This is a genomic window from Shewanella sp. Scap07, assembly GCF_013394145.1.
In the GTDB taxonomy this organism is placed as follows: domain Bacteria; phylum Pseudomonadota; class Gammaproteobacteria; order Enterobacterales; family Shewanellaceae; genus Shewanella; species Shewanella waksmanii.
Genome location: NZ_CP041329.1, coordinates 859987 through 879393 on the forward strand (window position 1 = coordinate 859987; position 19407 = coordinate 879393).

General features: G+C 43.7%; 19 protein-coding genes. 10 read left to right on the plus strand and 9 right to left on the minus strand.

The features are described from left to right. Nucleotides 1–52: 52 nt before the first annotated feature. Together asnC and rluA are read right to left on the minus strand one after the other, a co-directional pair. Nucleotides 53–514: a transcriptional regulator AsnC gene (gene asnC, locus FLM48_RS03690; RefSeq protein WP_028772105.1), complete on the minus strand. Its 462-nt coding sequence runs from the start codon at nucleotides 512–514 to the stop codon at nucleotides 53–55. A gap of 136 nt (nucleotides 515–650) precedes the next feature. Then, entirely contained in the window at nucleotides 651–1328 is a 678-nt protein-coding gene (rluA, locus tag FLM48_RS03695; protein WP_179023534.1) for a bifunctional tRNA pseudouridine(32) synthase/23S rRNA pseudouridine(746) synthase RluA, read from the minus strand. A gap of 191 nt (nucleotides 1329–1519) precedes the next feature. Here rluA and FLM48_RS03700 point away from each other — a divergent pair, with 191 nt between their 5' ends. Then, entirely contained in the window at nucleotides 1520–3649 is a 2130-nt protein-coding gene (locus tag FLM48_RS03700; protein WP_179023536.1) for a winged helix-turn-helix domain-containing protein, read from the plus strand. A 410-nt stretch (nucleotides 3650–4059) separates the two neighbouring features. Continuing rightward, entirely contained in the window at nucleotides 4060–4311 is a 252-nt protein-coding gene (locus FLM48_RS03705) for a hypothetical protein (RefSeq protein WP_179023538.1), read from the plus strand. Between the two features lie 533 nt (nucleotides 4312–4844). Here the strand turns inward: FLM48_RS03705 and FLM48_RS03710 are convergent. Genes FLM48_RS03710 through FLM48_RS03720 form a run of 3 tightly spaced genes read right to left on the minus strand, consistent with a single transcriptional unit; the run spans nucleotide 4845 to nucleotide 6102 of the window. After that, the gene (locus tag FLM48_RS03710; RefSeq protein WP_028772109.1) at nucleotides 4845–5138 is read right to left on the minus strand and encodes a hypothetical protein; all 294 of its coding nucleotides are present in this window, start codon (nucleotides 5136–5138) and stop codon (nucleotides 4845–4847) included. Between the two features lie 33 nt (nucleotides 5139–5171). Next, nucleotides 5172–5717 carry a bifunctional 2-polyprenyl-6-hydroxyphenol methylase/3-demethylubiquinol 3-O-methyltransferase UbiG gene (locus FLM48_RS03715; RefSeq protein WP_179023540.1) on the minus strand — a complete coding sequence of 182 codons (546 nt, stop codon included), beginning with the start codon at nucleotides 5715–5717 and terminating at the stop codon, nucleotides 5172–5174. Further along, nucleotides 5692–6102, minus strand: coding sequence for a hypothetical protein (locus FLM48_RS03720; RefSeq protein WP_179023542.1), 411 nt, complete (start codon nucleotides 6100–6102; stop codon nucleotides 5692–5694). The genes FLM48_RS03715 and FLM48_RS03720 overlap by 26 nt, the downstream gene beginning before the upstream one ends. A 238-nt stretch (nucleotides 6103–6340) precedes the next feature. Between FLM48_RS03720 and FLM48_RS03725 the strand changes: the two genes are divergently transcribed. The 5 genes from FLM48_RS03725 to FLM48_RS03745 all read left to right on the plus strand — a co-directional run bounded on the left by FLM48_RS03725 (nucleotide 6341) and on the right by FLM48_RS03745 (nucleotide 11837). Beyond that, nucleotides 6341–7078, plus strand: coding sequence for a dienelactone hydrolase family protein (locus FLM48_RS03725; protein WP_179023544.1), 738 nt, complete (start codon nucleotides 6341–6343; stop codon nucleotides 7076–7078). 247 nt (nucleotides 7079–7325) lie between these two features. Continuing rightward, complete coding sequence (locus FLM48_RS03730; protein ID WP_179023546.1) at nucleotides 7326–8069, plus strand: spermidine synthase; 744 nt, start codon at nucleotides 7326–7328, stop codon at nucleotides 8067–8069. A gap of 232 nt (nucleotides 8070–8301) precedes the next feature. Beyond that, nucleotides 8302–8871, plus strand: a complete 570-nt coding sequence (ahpC, locus tag FLM48_RS03735) for an alkyl hydroperoxide reductase subunit C (RefSeq protein WP_028772114.1) — start codon at nucleotides 8302–8304, stop codon at nucleotides 8869–8871. A gap of 152 nt (nucleotides 8872–9023) precedes the next feature. Further along, the gene (gene ahpF, locus FLM48_RS03740) at nucleotides 9024–10589 is read left to right on the plus strand and encodes an alkyl hydroperoxide reductase subunit F (protein ID WP_179023548.1); all 1566 of its coding nucleotides are present in this window, start codon (nucleotides 9024–9026) and stop codon (nucleotides 10587–10589) included. Between the two features lie 114 nt (nucleotides 10590–10703). Beyond that, nucleotides 10704–11837, plus strand: coding sequence for a GGDEF domain-containing protein (locus tag FLM48_RS03745; RefSeq protein ID WP_179023550.1), 1134 nt, complete (start codon nucleotides 10704–10706; stop codon nucleotides 11835–11837). A 54-nt stretch (nucleotides 11838–11891) separates the two neighbouring features. Here FLM48_RS03745 and FLM48_RS03750 read toward each other — a convergent pair whose 3' ends face one another. The 3 genes from FLM48_RS03750 to FLM48_RS03760 all read right to left on the minus strand — a co-directional run bounded on the left by FLM48_RS03750 (nucleotide 11892) and on the right by FLM48_RS03760 (nucleotide 14334). Then, nucleotides 11892–12089 (minus strand): hypothetical protein, encoded by a 198-nt coding sequence (locus tag FLM48_RS03750; RefSeq protein WP_028772117.1) that lies wholly within the window; start codon nucleotides 12087–12089, stop codon nucleotides 11892–11894. A 160-nt stretch (nucleotides 12090–12249) separates the two neighbouring features. Next, complete coding sequence (locus FLM48_RS03755) at nucleotides 12250–13662, minus strand: thioredoxin family protein (protein WP_179023552.1); 1413 nt, start codon at nucleotides 13660–13662, stop codon at nucleotides 12250–12252. A gap of 243 nt (nucleotides 13663–13905) precedes the next feature. Beyond that, nucleotides 13906–14334 (minus strand): hypothetical protein, encoded by a 429-nt coding sequence (locus tag FLM48_RS03760; RefSeq protein ID WP_179023554.1) that lies wholly within the window; start codon nucleotides 14332–14334, stop codon nucleotides 13906–13908. 322 nt (nucleotides 14335–14656) lie between these two features. Between FLM48_RS03760 and FLM48_RS03765 the strand changes: the two genes are divergently transcribed. From FLM48_RS03765 to rlmC, 3 genes are all read left to right on the plus strand, one after another. Further along, nucleotides 14657–15115, plus strand: coding sequence for a MarR family winged helix-turn-helix transcriptional regulator (locus FLM48_RS03765; RefSeq protein WP_179023556.1), 459 nt, complete (start codon nucleotides 14657–14659; stop codon nucleotides 15113–15115). A gap of 68 nt (nucleotides 15116–15183) precedes the next feature. Continuing rightward, entirely contained in the window at nucleotides 15184–16350 is a 1167-nt protein-coding gene (locus tag FLM48_RS03770; protein WP_179023558.1) for a glycerol-3-phosphate dehydrogenase/oxidase, read from the plus strand. A 69-nt stretch (nucleotides 16351–16419) separates the two neighbouring features. Then, nucleotides 16420–17559, plus strand: a complete 1140-nt coding sequence (rlmC, locus tag FLM48_RS03775; protein ID WP_179023560.1) for a 23S rRNA (uracil(747)-C(5))-methyltransferase RlmC — start codon at nucleotides 16420–16422, stop codon at nucleotides 17557–17559. Between the two features lie 194 nt (nucleotides 17560–17753). Here rlmC and FLM48_RS03780 read toward each other — a convergent pair whose 3' ends face one another. Then, on the minus strand, nucleotides 17754–19226 hold the full coding sequence (locus tag FLM48_RS03780) for a VCBS repeat-containing protein (RefSeq protein WP_179023562.1): 1473 nt from the start codon (nucleotides 19224–19226) through the stop codon (nucleotides 17754–17756). Nucleotides 19227–19407 lie beyond the last annotated feature (181 nt).

A 19407-nucleotide genomic window follows, 5' to 3' on the forward strand; every position in this document is an offset into this window, starting at 1 on the left:
AGCCTTTTTTTTCGCCAATTTCTTTGAGTCATGCGTTTTTGGACAGTAATGTTTAAGGCTTTACTGCTCGAACGATTGGGTTTTGTAGGCTTATCAATGTTTCTGTTGATTGAATTTCATCAATCGATTGGATTCGATTGATGAGCACATGCTGCAGGCCATCAATTGACTGGCACATGACTTTGACAAATACACTATAATTCCCAGTTGTGTAATAAGCTTCGGTCACTTCCTCTAATGCATTTAACTTGGCTAAAGCCGCCGGGTAATCGCCGGCACTTTTTAAATTAATTCCGATGAAACAACAAACGTCATATCCTAGTGCTTTAGGATTCACCGTTATTTGAGCACCAGTGATAATACCCGCTTGTTTCATCTTCTCTACTCGAACGTGGATGGTCCCAGCACTGACGCCGAATCGTTTAGCCAGTTCGGCGAACGGTGTTCTAGCCTCTTCCATTAGTGCTGACAAAATCTGATTGTCTAGCTGATCGCGTTGAAATGATGTTTCCATAGTAATTGATTCATTATGAGAGTGATTTATAGGTTAATTTACCCAATTGGCTATAGTTAATCTAATTGAATATTAAAAATAGTAAGAAAACAGCGTTTCGAGGTGAAATTTTGATAAGTCTAACTCGATAGAGCTGTTACTGGTCTTTAAGCAGCGTAGTAAAGGGGACATCTGTTGCAAAGGTCAAAGTCTCACCGCTGTAGGGTTGTTTTATTGTCAAAGATTGAGCGTGTAATTGCAGTCGTGGTGATAATCGCTTAGCTAAAGGGTCAGCATAAAAGTTGTCACCAAGAATAGGGTGGCCAAGTGCCATCATATGCACTCTTAGTTGGTGAGAACGCCCAGTAATAGGGGTCAGTTTAACTAAGGTCGAGCGCTGACCATAGCTAATCACTTCATAGTGCGTAGTAGAGGACTTACCGTTAATGTGGTCGACTTTTTGTTTTGGACGATTAGGCCAATCACAAATAAGTGGTAGTTCTATACTACCGTTTTGTTGTTTAACGTGACCGGCAACCCGTGCGTAATAGGTTTTCTGGGTTTCACGCTCACTAAATTGGCGCTTTAATTCGCGTTCAGCACTGCGTCTAAGCGCAACAACAATGATGCCAGAGGTCGACATGTCTAATCGATGGACGACCTGTGCATTGGGGTGCGTGTCGAGAACACGTTGATAAAGACTATCTTTATGTTCGGCCGCTCGGCCAGGAACAGAAAGTAAGCCAGAGGGCTTATTAAGCACTATGATATCTTTATCTTGATACAGTATTTCAAGCCAAGGAGTTGTTGGTGGGCGGTAGATAAAGTCTGTCATAGTAGTTTGCTGTTGAAATAATCGGCTGCCAAGATACTTACAAAGTTTTCTCTATGCAAGTAGTGAATTATATTGTGTCGTGAAAGGAAATCGTAAAAGCATGTGAATAATACGCATCCTCTATTGATTTCATAGGTTTATATTGCTCTATTAGTCATATTAGCTAGATACATATTAATAAATGGCGCCCCATGTTACCCGAAAAGCGTTTCTTACTGTCAGATCGTCTTATTGATCCTAATCATTGCACTATCTCTTTTGCAGATGCGGTCAACAAAATAGAACTGCGTGCAATGCAGGTATTGCTTTGCTTGATTGAACATGCGGGAAAGCCGGTTAGTCGCGACATGCTAATTGAGACGGTTTGGCGTGGAGGCCACATCTCCGACAACGCCATTAACCGTATTATTGGTCTTCTGCGCAATCAACTTGGTGACAATGCCAAATCTCCCCAGTTCATAAAAACCGTTCCAAAAGTCGGCTATGTTTTGATTTGCCATGTCAGTGAGGTCGAGGAAACTGAAAAAGAACGAGTGCTTACTAAGCTCTCACAAAAGGAGTCACAACATAGCCACGTAAAGAGCTGGAAGAATCGTGTATTTTTTTCGTTATATCAACATACAAGCCTCTATGTTGGCTTGTTAGCCGCATTTGTAATATCTATCGTATATGTATTTGCAAGTATGCCGCCTAGCTCAACGCCCCCAGTCGTTGCGAAAGTATCACCTTTGACCTTTTTAGAGGGGCAAGAGTTTGCTCCTTCATTGTCTCCCGGTGGCAAACTACTAGTGTTTGCCCATAGGACTGAAGAGCAGATGAACTGGCGTTTGGGCTTAATGGATATGAACAGCAAAGCAATAACATTTCTAACGGATGCTTTTGAAAACGCAAATAATCCTGCTTTTAGTCCAGACGGAAAAAATGTGTCTTATATCGCTTTTAACTCTTCCGGGGAATGTGAAATCCGTATAGTCGCTATTGAGAATGGATATTTTGCAGAATCGAGAACTGTTACTCAATGCAAACAGAACTCAGTAGGAACCAGTATTGCGTGGCATCCTTCAGGCACTAGCCTGTACTACACGGATGAAGATGCCTCAAATAAGCATATGTCGGCTAAACTGGTATTTTCTATATCAACTAATGGTAAGGATAAGCGGCAATTAAGTCAGCCATTTAATGTGGGTCGTGGAGATTATGCTATATCCGCTTCACCGGATGGAAAAAAACTCGCGGTAATACGCAATGTAAAATGGTTTCAGAGTGTGGTGATGTTGTTCTCGCTGGACAAAGGTAGCTGGGAAACACTGTTTACTGTCGACTATCCACTTAATAGCATTATGTGGGGGAGTGGTAGTGATAGATTGACCTATAAATCGATCACGGGTCACTTAAATCAATTTGATTTGGTTACTAAAGAGGATACAGAAATCGCTTTAGTGTCTCAGAGGATCTCGAGACACATGTCAAATATAAAGGGGGACATAGTTGCTGTTGCTGGTAATTATTATTCGTCTGAAATCTGGAAGATTGACAACCCATTTGCAGCCGCGAATGCAGAAATTAGTAGCAAGCGTTTTATATATTCAAGTAGTAGCGATAGTGCTGGAGTTGCTAATTCCAAAGGGGAGACTGCTTTTTTATCAAGCCGAAGCGGAGTTCCTGAGGTTTGGCTCAAGAAAACGAATGGCTATGAGATTCAGATAAGTCATTTTGAACGTTATGGGATTATCAGACAGCTAGATTTTTCCAATGAGAGTCGACGGTTGTTAGGAACATTTAATTCAGAGGTTTTCATATATGACTTTGACACTAGTGAATTAAGCTTTGTTAAAGAGCTTGATAATGTTTTTGGTGTGTCTTGGGGAGCAGGAGATTCACAGATTATCGTTTCTCGAGAGAATATAGGTAGCTGGTCTTTGGATATTTTTGATATTGAAAAAAATAAAGTTGTACGGGCACTTTCTGAAGATGGTATTTATGGGAGGTATGATCCAGAATCAAACAGCTATTTTTATAATGAGAAAAATGATAATAGCCTTTGGCAGCTTAAAGGTGACGAAAAAAAATTAGTTCACCCCGACTTCAAGATAACTCACGCAACTTCTTGGTTAGTTAATCATCAGGCTGTTTATAGAGTCAACGCCACATTGAGTGGTTCAGTTATTCAACGATTAGATTTAGCGACGGGTGAGATACAATCTATTGATTTGGCCAGCGAGCCCTTTCAAATGAACGGATTATCGATTACTTCGGATGGTGGAATACTTGTAAATAAGGTATCTATGGGTGAAATGGATATTGTAAAAATAGATTTTTAAGTTACTTAACTCTTTGTTTTTTATTGTTATCACTTTTTTATCACTTTTGCGTTATGGCTCAAGGTAGGATCCAGCGTTAGTTTTTGTTGCAGACGGGTTAATCAAGTGCTTTTTTTTAACACTAGGTGAAATGAGCTTTACCCTGGGTTCATTTAATGCAGACAATAACGCTCGCTTAAGACTCTTACAGTATCTGGTCCATACTGTTGAAAAATTAGAGTATCGCTCCTAGCTCTCTATATAGTCAAACTGCGAAATATTGCCTCGCCGAAACCTATAAGTGTCGCGCTTATTAACCTGTCTCCCAATTTATGAGAAATTATAATTTAGTAATGCTCGCTTTTATCTAAAGGTTGACGAAAGAATTAAGCAACATTACTTAATGATTTATAACTTAATGTGAGGTAGGTATGAAGAGTAAAATAGCTAATTGCATGAAAATTGTAGGGTTGGCTCTGGTGTTTTCAGCAGCTAATGCGTCTCCTGATCACGTTTCTTCAGTAAATTACAATGTGGGTATTGGTGGAACATCTAATTTTGTTCAAAACCAATTGGAGGAAAATTTTAGTTTGTACTCTCCTGAAGATGACGGTCCAGTTATTTTGCACTGTAAACCGTGGCCTGATTGCGAACTTCATCAGCCTCAATCATTTACCTACTAAATTTAAATTTTGAGTGAAATTTGTCGTTGCCATCCTTGCTTTTAAATGGCTTTAAAAATTTGACTATATTTAATTAATTGTTGCGTATGGCTTTTAGTTCTATATGTAGTCAGGATATTTTTATCTCCCTTCAGACAAGGGCGTGCCACCTAAGTGGGCATGCTCTTTTTTTTATTGAGCATTGGCTTCAATGACCATTCTGTCCATGTAACGATGTGATTTATATAAAGGCATCTTGGTTTGGGGAGGTGATATCTGTTGCTGTGGTTTACAGATTCAGTGCATTTTGAGCACATTGCATGGCAAGGTTCATCGATTCGAGGGGAAGACCTTCTATTACTGATGTGCCTAAAGCGGTTTAGCTGTTATTGCGCCAATTAAAGGTGGCTTTGACGATGAATTGAAAAGCACTGTGACTTTGTCTCAGTGCTTTTTTTGTTGGCCTTTTTTATGTATGTAGCGATTGGCGACTTATCTGTATCAACTAGGCTTTGCTCTAGATTTTTAAATGTGGAGTGCATTGGCGCGCTTAGTTATGAAAAAGCGGTGCCATTGCTGTTCATAATCGCGAATGTCCATACGACAAATGATAGGCACAGGTGTATGAGAGCGTAGGTCGCTTGATCGAGGCGATCCATTCCGTCCTTTGCATGCCAAATAAGTTGTAGATGAAGTAAGATAACTAGCGGAAACAACATAAACAACGGATAGAGTGCAAACGGACTAGCATCGCCAAGTAAAGGGCGAGTAATGAGTGTCCATAACACCATAAATGCGGTGATTAATGGCGGTGCGGCGAGACGATACTGTTCTGGATAGGGAAACACGGCTAATTCCTTCTGTTCATGTCCGCGGCTAAATCAAATTGTAGGCTTTTTAGTAATTAACTGAGCTTTATAACAAGGGATTAATTGCGTGCCTACATTGCCTTCAAAATAGTGGAAAGCGTGCCATTGAGCAAACCTATTTTGGAGTTCTAGTGGATTTAACAGGAAATTAGGATTTTTGGGGCGGCCGACTTCAGCTTGCTGGCTGATGAATGTCTCGTAGTATAGCGTGCCTCCTGGTTTGAGACTGTTGGCTATATCGTCAAGAATTGGCCGATGTAAATAGTTAAACACCAGTACAATATCAAATGTAGCCGTTGGCAGCTTATTGGCATTACCATCTTCTAAATCAATAGCCACTAACTCGAATTGCGTACCGGCGTTTGACTGCTTCTGCTTAAGCAATCCATCGAGATTTCTGTCCATGTAGGTCACATGGCAGCCTTGTTGCTCAAACCACAACCCATTGCGGCCACTGCCGCAGGCTAGGTCCAGCACCTTAGTACCCGGTGCTAACTTAACGCTGTTTTGAGTGATTAGAGCTGAAGCTTGACTAGCCTTTAATCTCTTTTCTTCCATCAATTCGTCTTCCATGTATTACCGAAAAGTGCCGTAACCCCGAAGGACCGTGGGATACTATGACAGACAACAATAACACAGCCACGAGAATCTCTGGCTTATATTCGGCAAATGGAATGAATAGGGTGAGTAGCACTAACTTGAATAAGGTCAATACCCCTTTTAGTTGGATTAACCAGCGCCAGTCGCGGATGATTTCCCATAGCATCAATAAGCTACCTGTTGTCATGGCTGCGCACCAATAAAATATCCATTCTGATTGGGGGACCTGTAGCAGTATGCCACCGCCTGCGCCAGTAACACCGAGAATATGAATGGCGCGTAAGCTGGTTTTACCTAAACGCTGAGCCCAAAATTGTGCTTCAGATAGAGTTTTTTTAGCCATGGTGAAGATAGTTTTTACATTTGTTAGCAGCTTAGCAGGATTACCATCGTGTTGCAGTGGCGTCAGATCATATCTTTAGGAATTAATCGATTGGCTAGCGGCGTATAGCCCAAATGCGTACAGTAATTGTCGACATCATTGTTTCAGCAAATGATGACAGTGTTGCAGTGGAATAACCTGACATCGGTTACGTTGACTGGTAAATTAGCCGTAGTCTGATTATTAAGGAACACGCACTATGATGGTAAAACAGGAAGTTCATGATATTTCAACGCCTACCGGGACGATGCGTACCTATTTGTATCGCCCAGATAGTACAGGTCAGTTTTCTACCATTATCTTTTATTCTGAGATTTTTCAGCAAACCGCCCCTATTTCACGCGCTGCGAGCATATTAGCTGGTCACGGATTTGTCGTGTTAGTGCCCGAGGTGTTTCATGAGCTAAATCCAATCGGTACCGTACTTGGCTATGACGATGCTGGCAAAGATAAAGGCAATAGCGATAAATTCACCAAGCCATTAGAGCACCATGATTCAGATACCCAAGCATTAGTCGAGTTTGCCCAAGCACAAACGTTCTGTACGCCACATGTTGGGGTGATGGGAGTTTGCATAGGTGGACATTTAACATATCGAGCAGCGCTAAACAGTAATGTACTTGGGGCATTTTGTTTATATGCCACCGATATCCATTCTAATACTCTTCCCTGCGAAGAAGGCAATGATTCGTTAACTCGTACTGCTGATATCGAGGCTGAATTAGTCATGGTGTTTGGCAAACAAGATCCGCATGTTTCTGCTGAAGGTCGCAAATTGATATTTAACCAGCTTGAGCAGACCAAAAGGCGATTTACTTGGCTTGAGGTCAATGCTCAGCACGCGTTTATGCGTGATGAAGGAGAGCGTTACGATCCTGCTTTGGCACTGCAAATGTATCTGCAGGCCGTGAGCTTTTTCCAACGCACCTTGCGTTAACCTGACCCAGCCCGCGGGCAAAAACTTGCTGTCTTGTATCCCGCTTCTCTGCACGGGCTAGGTCGATAATTGACTTATGCCCGCCTAACACATCCACTGCAGTGCTTATCCACACGGCTTAGCTATTCACATCAATCTAGCGAACCTGTGAATGACAAAATTGATTGGTGGCCACACAGGCTGATTGATTAGTGCTGTACCTGCGTCTACAAATGCGCATAATGCTGCAGACTTAACTGGAGTGATTATGTCTGAATTTCAAGTTCTCTATGAATCAAGTGATGCTTTGGGTCCGCTTATCGTGTTGGATTCAAAAACAACCCGTACTTTGTCTTTTGGCGATAGTGACGAGCAAAGTAAGTTACTTAAATTACAACCTCACATCCCGCAGCATACTTACCTGCAAGCAATGCTGCTGGTGTTACTGTTCCAACAGCCGAAACGCGTCATGGTGCTAGGCTTGGGCGGCGGAGGGCTTATTCACGCGCTAAAACACTTTGACGCCGGGATCAAAATGACTGCTGTTGAATTGCGTCCACAGGTGATTGAGCTTGCTAAGCGCTACTTCCAGTTGCCAATGAGTAAAAAGCTCACGATAGAACAAGCGGATGCCGCCGAGTTTCTTGCTGCTAAGCAACATAAAAAAGTGGATATCATTTTTGCCGATATCTATAGCGCTGAAGGCGTTGATGATAAACAGTTATCTGCAGCATTTATTGCCGACGCATCAGCGATGCTTAAAGCTGAAGGCGTGTTAGTTCTTAACTGTTGGAAAGAGCATAGCCAAGACCGTGCTTTGCTTGCTAGATTGCAGCAGCATTTTGCCCAAGTGAGTGCTTGTTTAACAGGCGGCGGCAATTGGGTTATCTTTGCCACCAAGCGTGATCAACAGATGACGATTTCCGGTCTAAAAAACAAAGCCCAACAATTATCTCAACAGCTAGACTTTCCGCTTGCTCGATTATTGACCCGTTTTGATGTCTGGTCTTAACTCGCTGGTAAGCAATGTTATTTCCCCACTCATACTATAGCCAAGCTATCGCTAATCGGTTTTTTACAAGTTTGTCATTTCTGATATGAAAAACCGATTAGGATGATAGGATTTACCCGTTATATTTAATTATCCAGTAGCGCTATTATTCTCACATCGACAACACGCAGTCATCCAAACCATCGTGATGTATATGTTGTTTAATTAGTTAATAACCCTATTGGAGTAACACATGACACAATCAATCATCAACACAGAAATCAAGCCATTTTCAGCAACTGCATATCACAATGGTGATTTCACTCCAGTAACTGAGCAAGACCTACTAGGTAAGTGGTCAGTGGTATTTTTCTACCCAGCTGACTTCACGTTTGTATGTCCTACTGAGCTAGGTGACATGGCAGACCACTACGAAAAGCTACAGTCTATGGGTGTTGAAGTGTACTCAGTATCTACAGATACTCACTTCACTCACAAAGCATGGCACGATAGCTCAGACACTATCGGTAAAATCAACTACCCAATGATTGGTGACCCAACCGGTACTATCAGCCGTAACTTCGGTGTGATGATTGAAGAAGATGGTCTGGCACTACGTGGTACTTTTGTTATCAACCCTGAAGGTCAAATTAAAGTTGCTGAAGTACATGACCTGGGTATTGGTCGCAGTGCATCAGAGCTAGTTCGTAAGATTCAAGCTGCACAGTACGTTGCTACTCACGACGGCGAAGTATGTCCAGCAGCATGGCAGCCAGGTGAAGAAACACTAGCACCATCACTAGACCTAGTAGGTAAAATCTAAACTCTACTTAAGAGTTAAAAGGTAAAGTTAGCTCCATCTCCGGCGCTTTACCTAAAATTCATCTCCAAATAAGGGTCCGGGCTTCCCCCTGCATGGTCTGGACCCTTTTTATTGCCAAATTTTTATTATTCATCGAATTTTCGGGAGTCACCATGTTAGATACGAACCTAAAAACTCAGCTGAAAACCTACCTGCAAAACCTAAAACGCCCAGTTGAACTTGTCGTATCAGCAGATGACAGTCCAAAGGCGCAAGAGCTACTGGGTTTAGCTAAAGATATAGACTCATTGAGCACGCATATTAGCCTCACTCAAACACAGGGTGTTCGTACACCTTCTATGACCGTGCGCAACCCCTGCGAAGCAACCGCAATTAGTTTTGCTGGCTTACCGATGGGACACGAATTTACCTCATTGATATTGGCATTACTGCATTCAGGTGGACATCCGATCAAACTTGCCGATGATGTTATTGAGCAGATCCGCGCCTTGCCAGGTCAATATCAATTTGAAACTTACGTATCGCTAAGTTGCCAAACTTGCCCTGAAGTGGTGCAAGCACTAAACATGATGGCGGCGATAAACCCTAACATCACCAATGTGATGATTGATGGTTCATTATTCCAAGATGAAGTGAATGAGCGCAACATTATGGCTGTGCCATCTGTTTACCTCAATGGCGAACCTTTCTCTGTTGGCGCCATCAGTGTACAAGAGATTTTAAACAAGCTTGATGTCAATGCCGCAGGCCGACAAGCTGAACAAATTAGCCAGAAAGAAGCCTTCGATGTGTTAGTCATTGGCGGTGGTCCAGCAGGCGCGAGCGCCGCAATTTATGCGGCACGTAAGGGCTTACGGACTGGCATTGTTGCCGATAAATTTGGCGGCCAAGTTGCTGAAACTGTGGGTATTGAAAACTTCATTTCTGTTAAGTCGACTGAGGGACCGAAGTTAGTCGCCAATTTAGAAGCCCATGTGCATGACTATGATGTCGACATTATGGACAATCAACGTGCCTTGAGCCTTAAGTCTGGTGAACTGTTTGAGCTTACATTAGAAAGTGGCGCTCAAGTGCGCAGTAAAACGGTGCTCATTGCCACAGGTGCACGCTGGAGAGAGATGAACGTGCCAGGTGAAAAAGAGTATCGTGGTAGCGGTGTTGCTTATTGTCCACATTGTGATGGACCGCTATTTAAGGGCAAACGTGTAGCGGTTATTGGTGGTGGTAACTCGGGCATTGAAGCCGCGATCGATCTAGCTAATATCGTTGAGCATGTGACAGTGCTTGAGTTTGATGTGAAACTGCGCGCCGATGAAGTACTGCAGCGTAAAGCGGCCTCAATGGGTAATATTGATATCATCACCCAAGCGATGACGACGGAAGTCACTGGTGACGGTAAGCGAGTCAATGGACTTAACTATACTGATAGAGCGACAGGTGAAAGCCACCATGTGGAGTTAGCAGGTATTTTTGTGCAGATAGGCCTAATTCCTAATGCAGAATGGTTAACTGACACGCTTGAGTTGAATGGCCGAGGCGAAGTTGTTGTAGATAACAAAGGTGAAACCTCAATTGCTGGAGTGTTTGCAGCCGGCGATGTCACCAACTCTGCCTATAAGCAAATTATAATTGCCATGGGCAGTGGTGCGACAGCGTCACTAGGGGCATTTGATTACCTCATTCGCAATGAAGTGCCACAAGCAGAGCAAGCTGCATAGTTTAATCAGCCTCGCAGTACACTAAGATAAACAGCCAGCAATATTTTGCTGGCTGTTTTGTTTCTGTACCCTATAATTCCTTATTAAATCAGCAGGTAAAATAGGGAATGTGACATGTATACGCCGCTGCCTTCAGCAGAACAACTACTTGAACGAGAGCGCCTAAGCTATAGCGTGATGGGAGTCAAGTGGGCGACATTATTGTCATTTTTTCTGATTGCTGCGCTTTGCTTGACAATTTATAGCCACCCCAATCCTTTTATTAGCCTTGCCAAGCTGTCATTATTTTCTATACCGATATTCGTCATCGGCGCGCTAGGGCACATTTTCTTTTCTAGAGTTTCATTACACCAATATCTAGATGAATTTCTCAAAGCGTACTTGGCGCTTTTTAATGTTGCATGGTTGCTGGTTTTAGTGACATTAGCTCGGTCCGCTGTCGACAGTTACTCTAGAACCAGTGCGATTTCAGGCATTGAATCCATGGTCGATATTCTGGTACTGACATTCGCTATAGCGCTATTTCCAGATCGGAAAACCATGCTGTTAATGGTACTGCCATTGATGGTCTTCAACGTCGTTATTCACTTAAGTGAACAGCCGCTTAATTTGGTGTTTCCGATAGTTAAATTCATTTGTTTTACTGTGATTCTCTATACGGGCCAACAAATATTTTCTCGCTGGTTTGTACAATCCATCTTACGGAATCTAGAAAATAAGAAGTTATTGCAACAGTTCAAGCGCTTGGCCTTGGTTGATGGGCTAACCAATTTAAGCAATCGTCGCCATTTTGATGACATTTTATTGCAAGAAATCAAAGTCACCGAGCGAAATAATCGGCCGCTTAGCCTTATCATGTTAGATGTTGATTATTTTAAAAGGCTTAATGACAAAGCAGGTCATCAGGCTGGGGATGAGTGTTTAAGCCAGTTAGGCCAATTGCTAGCACAGTCTGCCATGCGGCCAAGAGATCTGGCTGCGCGTTATGGCGGCGAAGAGTTTGTTATTGTGTTGCCAGAGACTGATATTGCCGGCGCTGCCGCAATTGCTGCCAATATTAAAGCAGATATTGCAGCATTGAAGTTACCCCATCCTGACTCCGAGAACGGCGAGTTTGTTACCGTTTCTCAAGGGGTATGCCAGTGGCGAAATGGCATGAGTGCCACTGACTTTACAGCTAATGCTGACAAAATGCTGTATCAAGCCAAGCAAGCTGGCAGAGATCAATTTGTGGTAGATGAGCAATAAAAAGCCCCGCGATTAGCGAGGCTTGATAGAATTTATACGATTGAATTTTATCGCTTAAGCTTTGGTATTGATATTGTGGCCACTATTACCCACTGGGGCGCTTTGTGGTGCGGCATCAACAGCTTCAATAAGCTGCAGGGCGATATCACCTTCTGCTTGTTGCTGATCTTTAGCCAGTTGCGCGACTTTTACGCCCACACTGCCATTACTTAGATTCGGATCTAAATTTGCTGTACCAATTGTAATTGCCATTACTACCCCATTTCATATGACTATTCGGTTAACTATATAACTATCGGCCTTGTTTAGCGAAACTTTACGGTTATTTTTTGGGTTATTTAGTAAACAAAAAAGGCCGCCATGTTATTGGCGGCCTACTGCTCAATACTTAGCTAATGAGCTGCTGACTCTACTATTTAGCCTTTGAATTAAGCTTGTTCATGCGCTTACGTATAAAGGTAATGATAAAGGTTAGACCGATAGATGCGGCAATAAGCGAAATCGCTAACCCAGGGTTTTGCAAAGAGACGGGGTCGATAGCCAGCATGATACCCATGCCAATCATCATGATGCCCGACATTAGCTTCAGTGTTTGGCCCTCTTTCTCAGTTAACTTTCGTTTGCCCAAGGTCGCGCTAAACACAATGACGATGATGGCAAGCGGGATGACATACACCACATTGTAGAATACTAGATACATGTAGCGCTCTATATCTGGCAGGTCATGCATCGATAGCACACTGGTATAGATCATTGGGAAACCCGCGGTACACAGCAGCTCGTAAGCGTTTGCTAGAATTGCCAATACGATGGTCCCGCCTATCATTGCAGCCATTGAACTGGCGCTGGTGAGCTTACCCATACGCTTAATCAATCCGGTGCGGTTTTCGGCAGACATTGACAGTGTGACTTCCCCTTTGGTGAAGAAGTAGTCTTTAACATTGATCACACCGGCGATGAGCGCCAGAATTCCTGCCCCTAAGATGATTATTCCGCCATCACTACCCGCGCCCAACAACTTGAATATGTTGAGCCAAGCTATCATGAAGAGGAAATAAATAAAGCCGGAGAAAAATACAAATATACCGCCGACAATCAGCATGCGGGTTCGGCTTTTCGCATTAACCATGATGCTCAGCAAAAATAGCAAGACGAAGAATGCGCATGGGTTAAAGGCATCGACACCGGCAAGCACTATGGTTAACAGAGGTAACGATAGCTTTTCCGGTGCAACGACACCAATAAGTGGAATTTCTACCGGTTGCACTGAGCTTATAGCAGTCTCATCTGCGGTACTGTCTAAGCCTAAATCGCAGGTTCCTTCTTCAGCACTTTCACTGCAGGTGCCAAATAGCGGCGCATCACTTGAGCCCGCTGGGGAGCCAATAGGATCGTTTTCAACAATCGTGCCGCCTAGCGATCGGTAACAGGCCTTGAGTTTATTTAACAGGTATTTACCAGTGACAGCCTCACTGCTGTAACCGACCGTAGCACTGTCACAGGCAGCAATATAGGGAACTGAGCGCGCGGGTACCTGAGTGGCGTCGGCGATCTGTTGCCATTTGTCCATGGTGCCATCCGCTGAAACTAAATGGCTTTCTAGTTCAATCCAAGGGTAATGTTCAGGTAACGAGTCAATGAACGGGTGGGCTTCGGCACAGTGGGGGCAGGTTTCGGACCAAAAAAAGTAAAGCTTAACTTTTAGCTCACCTTGGTCATTGACGTAATGCCACATTGGGTTGTTATCGGTCTGGTTTTGTGCGCTAGCGTAAGGGCTCAATATACTAAACATGAGCATTAGGCTAATCAGGATAGTCCTCAACATTTTCCCTCCTAGGGGGCAGGTAAGATCGGCTGATCTCGGAATTCTCTTAACAATATTCTACCGCTATAGCGTTGCAGCGATAATATTATGTTTCGAAAATGCTAACTCAATCGCGATAAAAATTGATTTGTTAACTGCCACTAATAACCCATAATTTTTTGAAACTTTTCTGCGAAACAGTAATCTCTTAATTAATGTTGTCGCAGTTTTGTGGCAAACGGGCCTATGAGATAACGCTGATAACTAGTGGTTTTGCGGAATATTTACGGGGTGAGTATTGGCTAATTGCGGTGCATCGGATGTCGCGCACCAATTGATACTGACTTGGCGAAGCTCTTCAGTACTGGCAGTTAATATGCGGGTAATTACCGGATGTGGGTAGTCAGCATCAGTAAGAAATTGTTTGATTCTTGTTAAGCGTTTTCCCGCAAGCCACATATTGTATTGGCGGGTTGTTTCATCTTTCTGGGATTTAGTGACAGGAAACTCAAGTAGCAGATATCCATCGCTGTCAGTTGGCGCTTGCAATATTGCCTGCAGTTGGCTGGCATATTGGCTATTAAAATAGGAGCTGTTTTTAGGGTAGGGGATATCAGCCATGTGCCTAGGCTCGTCACATTGAGCGATAGCATGGCCTGCTAAAAAGCTCAGTAGCAGCAAAGTAAATCGCATTTTTCGTCATCCCTATCCAAATATTATCCTGTGCGTCCGCACCCGTTATGCGCAAATTTACAGCGATAAATACGGAAAATCAATAAGCTTTACAGCTTGTTGCTGTCAATACACAGCGCGGAATTGCTTACACGTTTCTACGCCAAAATCCAGACACAGGGTGTTTGCTTGCGATATCAACCAATTAGATACAGTTAAATACTCTGATTAACCTAAGTGACAATAAAATGGCTTTAAAAACAGTAGACTAAAAAATATTATGAATTAATTTAATTTGGGTTATTATAGTTATAAGTTGTGTGCAATTTAATTGAATCATCAAATGACCGATAAAAACCCAAATGATCCTTTGGCACTCGAAAACCAAGTGTGTTTTTCTTTATACAGCGCAACCAACGCCATGATACGTGCCTATCGGCCGCTGCTTGATGCCATCGATCTAACTTATCCTCAGTATTTAGCAATGATGGTGTTATGGCGCAATCAAGGTATTAGCGTGAAAACCTTAGGTGAGCAGCTCTATTTAGACTCAGGGACCTTGACGCCATTGCTTAAAAGACTTGAAGGTAAAGGGTTGGTGACCCGTGGTCGTTGCGAGAGTGATGAGCGTGTCAGAGTGCTACATGTTACCAAGGCGGGAAAAGCCTTACATGAGCAGGCCTTGAGTATTCCCGCCAATATGCGCTGCCAAGTCGGTGGCGAGTCGCAAGATTTATTGCAGCTCAAACAACTGTGTGAACAGGCATTGAAGCATCTCAATCAAATGAGCAACAATGACTAGATAGTAAAGCTCGTTACAGCTGGTTTTCAAAATGCTGGTTTTAAGGATGAAATAAGGAGCGATAACTTTTGTTGGATATTGTAGTTATCGGCGGAGGCATCAATGGTGCGGGTATCGCGCAAGCGGCCCAAGCGGCTGGTTATCGCACACTACTGCTAGAGCGTGGCGAGTTTGGTGGGCAAACATCTCGCAATTCTAGCAAGCTCATTCATGGTGGCCTTCGTTACTTAGAGTCGGGCCAAATTGATTTAGTGCGTCAGTCTTTGCGGGAACGGCAAAGCCTCCTCAAGCTTGCGCCGTCACTTGTTAAACCGGTTAAGTTTTACATTCCTATTTATCAGCATAGTCGACGTGGCGCGTTAACCATTGCCGCCGGCCTTAGTGCCTATGCGTTACTTAGCGAGCTCAATCCGTTGGGACGTTTTACCACGGTTGCTCGGCCCAAGTGGCCTAAACTAAGCGGCCTGAAACAGTCGGGGCTCAATAGAGTTTTTCAATACTGGGATGCACAAACCGATGATAAGGCGCTAACTCAGGCAGTGATCAACAGTGCACAATCACTCGGTACTAGGGTATTGAGTCAGGCTGAAGTGTTATCTATCGAGCATTTGGCTGATGGCTGTAGTTTGCAATATCAACACCAGGGACAGCGCCAACAAGTACGATCACAAATGATCGTTAACGCGGCAGGCCCCTGGGTAACTGAGTTACTTTCGCGGGTGACGCCGCCTTTAAAACCACCGCCACTATCGCTAGTACAAGGGAGCCATTTAGTGCTTGATATTGCTGCACCGGCCGGTGTTTTCTATATTGAATCTATCTTTGATGAGCGGGTTATTTTTGTCATGCCTTGGCACGGAAAAACCTTGGTAGGCACCACCGAGACGCCAATAGCATCGATTGAGCAAAAAGGTATGACTGCTGCTGAGCAGCAGTATTTATTGGCAAATTACCGTCACTATTTTGCCGCGAATATGAGTGAGCAGCAATTGGTTGAGAAAGTTTCCGGCCAGTTTTGTGGAGTGCGAGTGCTACCAGCGTTTGATAGCCAGGCATTCTCACAATCAAGGGAAACCTTACTGCATATTAAGCCATCACATCCACGCTTACTTTCTGTGTATGGTGGTAAGCTGACCACCTACAAGCACACCGCTCAGCAGACGTTGCAGCAACTCAGTATGGTGTTGGGGCCTCGCCAAACCATAGCAGATGTGGAGCAATTAATTTTGCGGTAGATGGCGGTTTAGCCCGTGCAAGGGCAGTGTTATAATTAGCCTCTATTCTAATTTCAGAGCTGTTAACCCGTGAACTGCGACCACTTTAATACTCAGCAATGCCTTTCCTGTCGGCATATTAACCAACCGCAATCTGAGCAGCTACAGGCTAAAGATCAGCAATTAAAACAGTTGTTGCAGGGTTTAACTGTGAACGAGTGGTTGGCGCCTGTATATGGTTCGCAAAGCCATTTTCGCAACAAAGCTAAAATGGTTGTCCTAGGCGCAGCGCATGAGCCGGTGCTGGGGATTGTCAGTCCGCAAGGGGAGGCAGTTAGTCTGTGTGATTGTCAGCTATACCCTGAAGACATGCAGCAACTCCTATATCGGCTGACCGATTTTGTGCGCCAAGCAGGTATACCGCCGTATCGCGTTGACAAAGCCAAGGGGGAGCTGAAGTTTATTTTGCTCACCCGTAGCCAAGTGCGCGGTGAGTACCTGCTGCGCTTTGTGCTAAATAGTAATAATAGTCAAAGTCGTATCGAGCGAGAACTGCCTAGGCTGCTAGCCGAGTATCCGCAAATAAAAGTGGTATCTATCAACATCCAGCCGGTACATATGGCCATATTAGAGGGCGAGCAAGAAATATTTTTGACCGATGAAACTCGCCTGGAAGAGTGCTTCAATGAGGTGCCGCTGTATATTCGACCTAAAAGCTTTTTTCAGACTAATCCCGAGGTAGCTGCCAAGCTTTATCAAACCGCAAGAGATTGGGTTGCTCAATTGCAACCCAAATCATTGTGGGATTTATTTTGTGGCGTCGGTGGATTTGGTTTGCATTGTGCTAGCAAAGAGGTGGCGCTGACAGGGATTGAAATTGAGGCTGAAGCGATTGCGTGCGCAAAAATGTCGGCTGCGGCATTGGGCTTAACTCAAGTTGAATTTAGTGCACTGGATTCCACCGGCTTTGCCACTGGCCGTCATGCACAAGATACGCCTGATGTGGTGATTGTTAATCCCCCAAGGCGCGGTATTGGCGAGCAGTTGTGTGAGCAATTGAGTCAATTTGCACCTGCTGCAATACTCTATTCAAGTTGTAATCCAAAAACCTTGGCTAAAGATTTACCCAAGCTAGAAGGGTACCAGATAAGCAAAGTGCAGCTATTTGATATGTTCCCCCACACGGATCATTTTGAAGTGCTAGTCCTGCTGCAAAAAGTGGCAAATTAGATTGCTGGCCGTTGTGGCTGACGCTATCACTATATAATAGCGCTTAGTTATGATGTGACTGCGTTGGTGCTTAGTTTATTGTGTGATGATTAGTTTAAGCGTTACCACCTAATAGGTTACACCGCTCATAGCACGATAAAATAGCGCCGAGTACCAAAAAGTCACTCGGCTTTTTCTTCTAGTTGGATTTTAAATTATTTAAACGTCCCAGAGCCATCGTTCCAGTAAATAATTGAATTGGTGGTGGTAAACTGAGCGCCTAGAATAATATCGGCACGGCCATCATTGTCCATATCGGCAATGCGAACAGATGTCCATGCATTGCCTTCTGCTTCATCACCGTATGAGGCACCGTTTGGGAAGGCATCGGCTTGGATTTGAAAGTTAGCGTTACCGTCGTTCAGTAACAGTTTGACGTGGTCTGCGACAGTTCCCTTGGCTATGTCGGCAAAAACAATATCAAGGCTGCCATCGCCGTCCAAATCGCCAACAGCTGATGAGTGAGTCATTATAGGGTTGTCAATAAATGCAGAGGCTTGCTGTTTGGCATCGGTATATTTGCCATCGGGTTGAGATAACAATAATACATTACGTTCGCCATCGAACGGCGCTGCATCATAGCCGCTACCGCCAACAACAATATCAACATAGCCGTCGCTATTAAAGTCACCTACACTATGAGCGTTTCCGTGGATAAGTGTCGGTATTTCACCACTGATAACTTGTGCTGCTCCGCTTGTAAAACTACCCATGCCATTGCTCAGCAGTACCTTAAGCTCGACAGCCTCATTAACAAAGCTACCTTTCCATTTAGGTCCAAAATAAACGATATCATCAAATCCATCGTGGTTAATATCAACCACCGCTGGGTTGTCTACAAATGCGGCCTTCTCTGGATTGATGTCTTGATAGCGTGCCTCGGAACTCTTGGTAAATATTGTTGCGCCGTTCAGTGAATCATTCCTGTAAACACGCACTTCAAAAATGGTATCAGTTGTAGCCAGATCATTGTCATATAGGACGCTATGACTATTATCGAGATTAACCAAATCAACATCACCATCACCGTCAACATCAACAGGTAGTAGCATTCCGTCTAGACCGTGTCCTGGGTCATATTCACCATTGTTATAGGTGAAATCAAAGGGGGCAAAAGTCGAGGTGGGTAGCTCATCAAAGGTGCCATCCGCTTGTTGAATAAAAATTTGGTCAAATGATCCTGTTTGCGGGTTAGATGCGCCGGCGACGAGATCTTTCATACCGTCATTATTGAGGTCGACGAAGTAAAATTGTGAAACCCAATAGGGCAAATTATTTTGGGTGGGGTTTGAGCCTGCTGGAAACAGGTTGGCGGTTTGGTCAACGAAAACTTTTTCACCTTGATTGACTAATACCTTGAACGTATTGTTGCTGCTGTAATTAGTCGCTGACATCAGTACGTCTTGCAAACCGTCATTGTTGATGTCTATGATCTCAAGTTCTGCAATCACTTCATCATCAATATTCAAAAATGGTCCAGGTAGGATGCTAGCTTCTAAGGTTGGAGTAGGTGTCGGAGCTGGTGTTGGCGCGGGAGTGTCATTATTGGCAGGTGTACTTGAGTCACCTCCTCCCCCTCCACATGCCGTCATAAACATCACTGCAAGCGCTAATAGCAATATCTTCATATAGATTATCCTTATGTTTTTATATTCCTTTTATTTTTATACACAGCAAAGTAGACCCTTCAGAAACTGCTTCAGCCTTGCAGATACTATGCCCAAATGAGTATAGGCATCGTCACATTAGGCTGTCCAGAAATTAGCCTATTAAATCTAAGTTCGCTAATTAATGGGTAAAGTGGTCCGT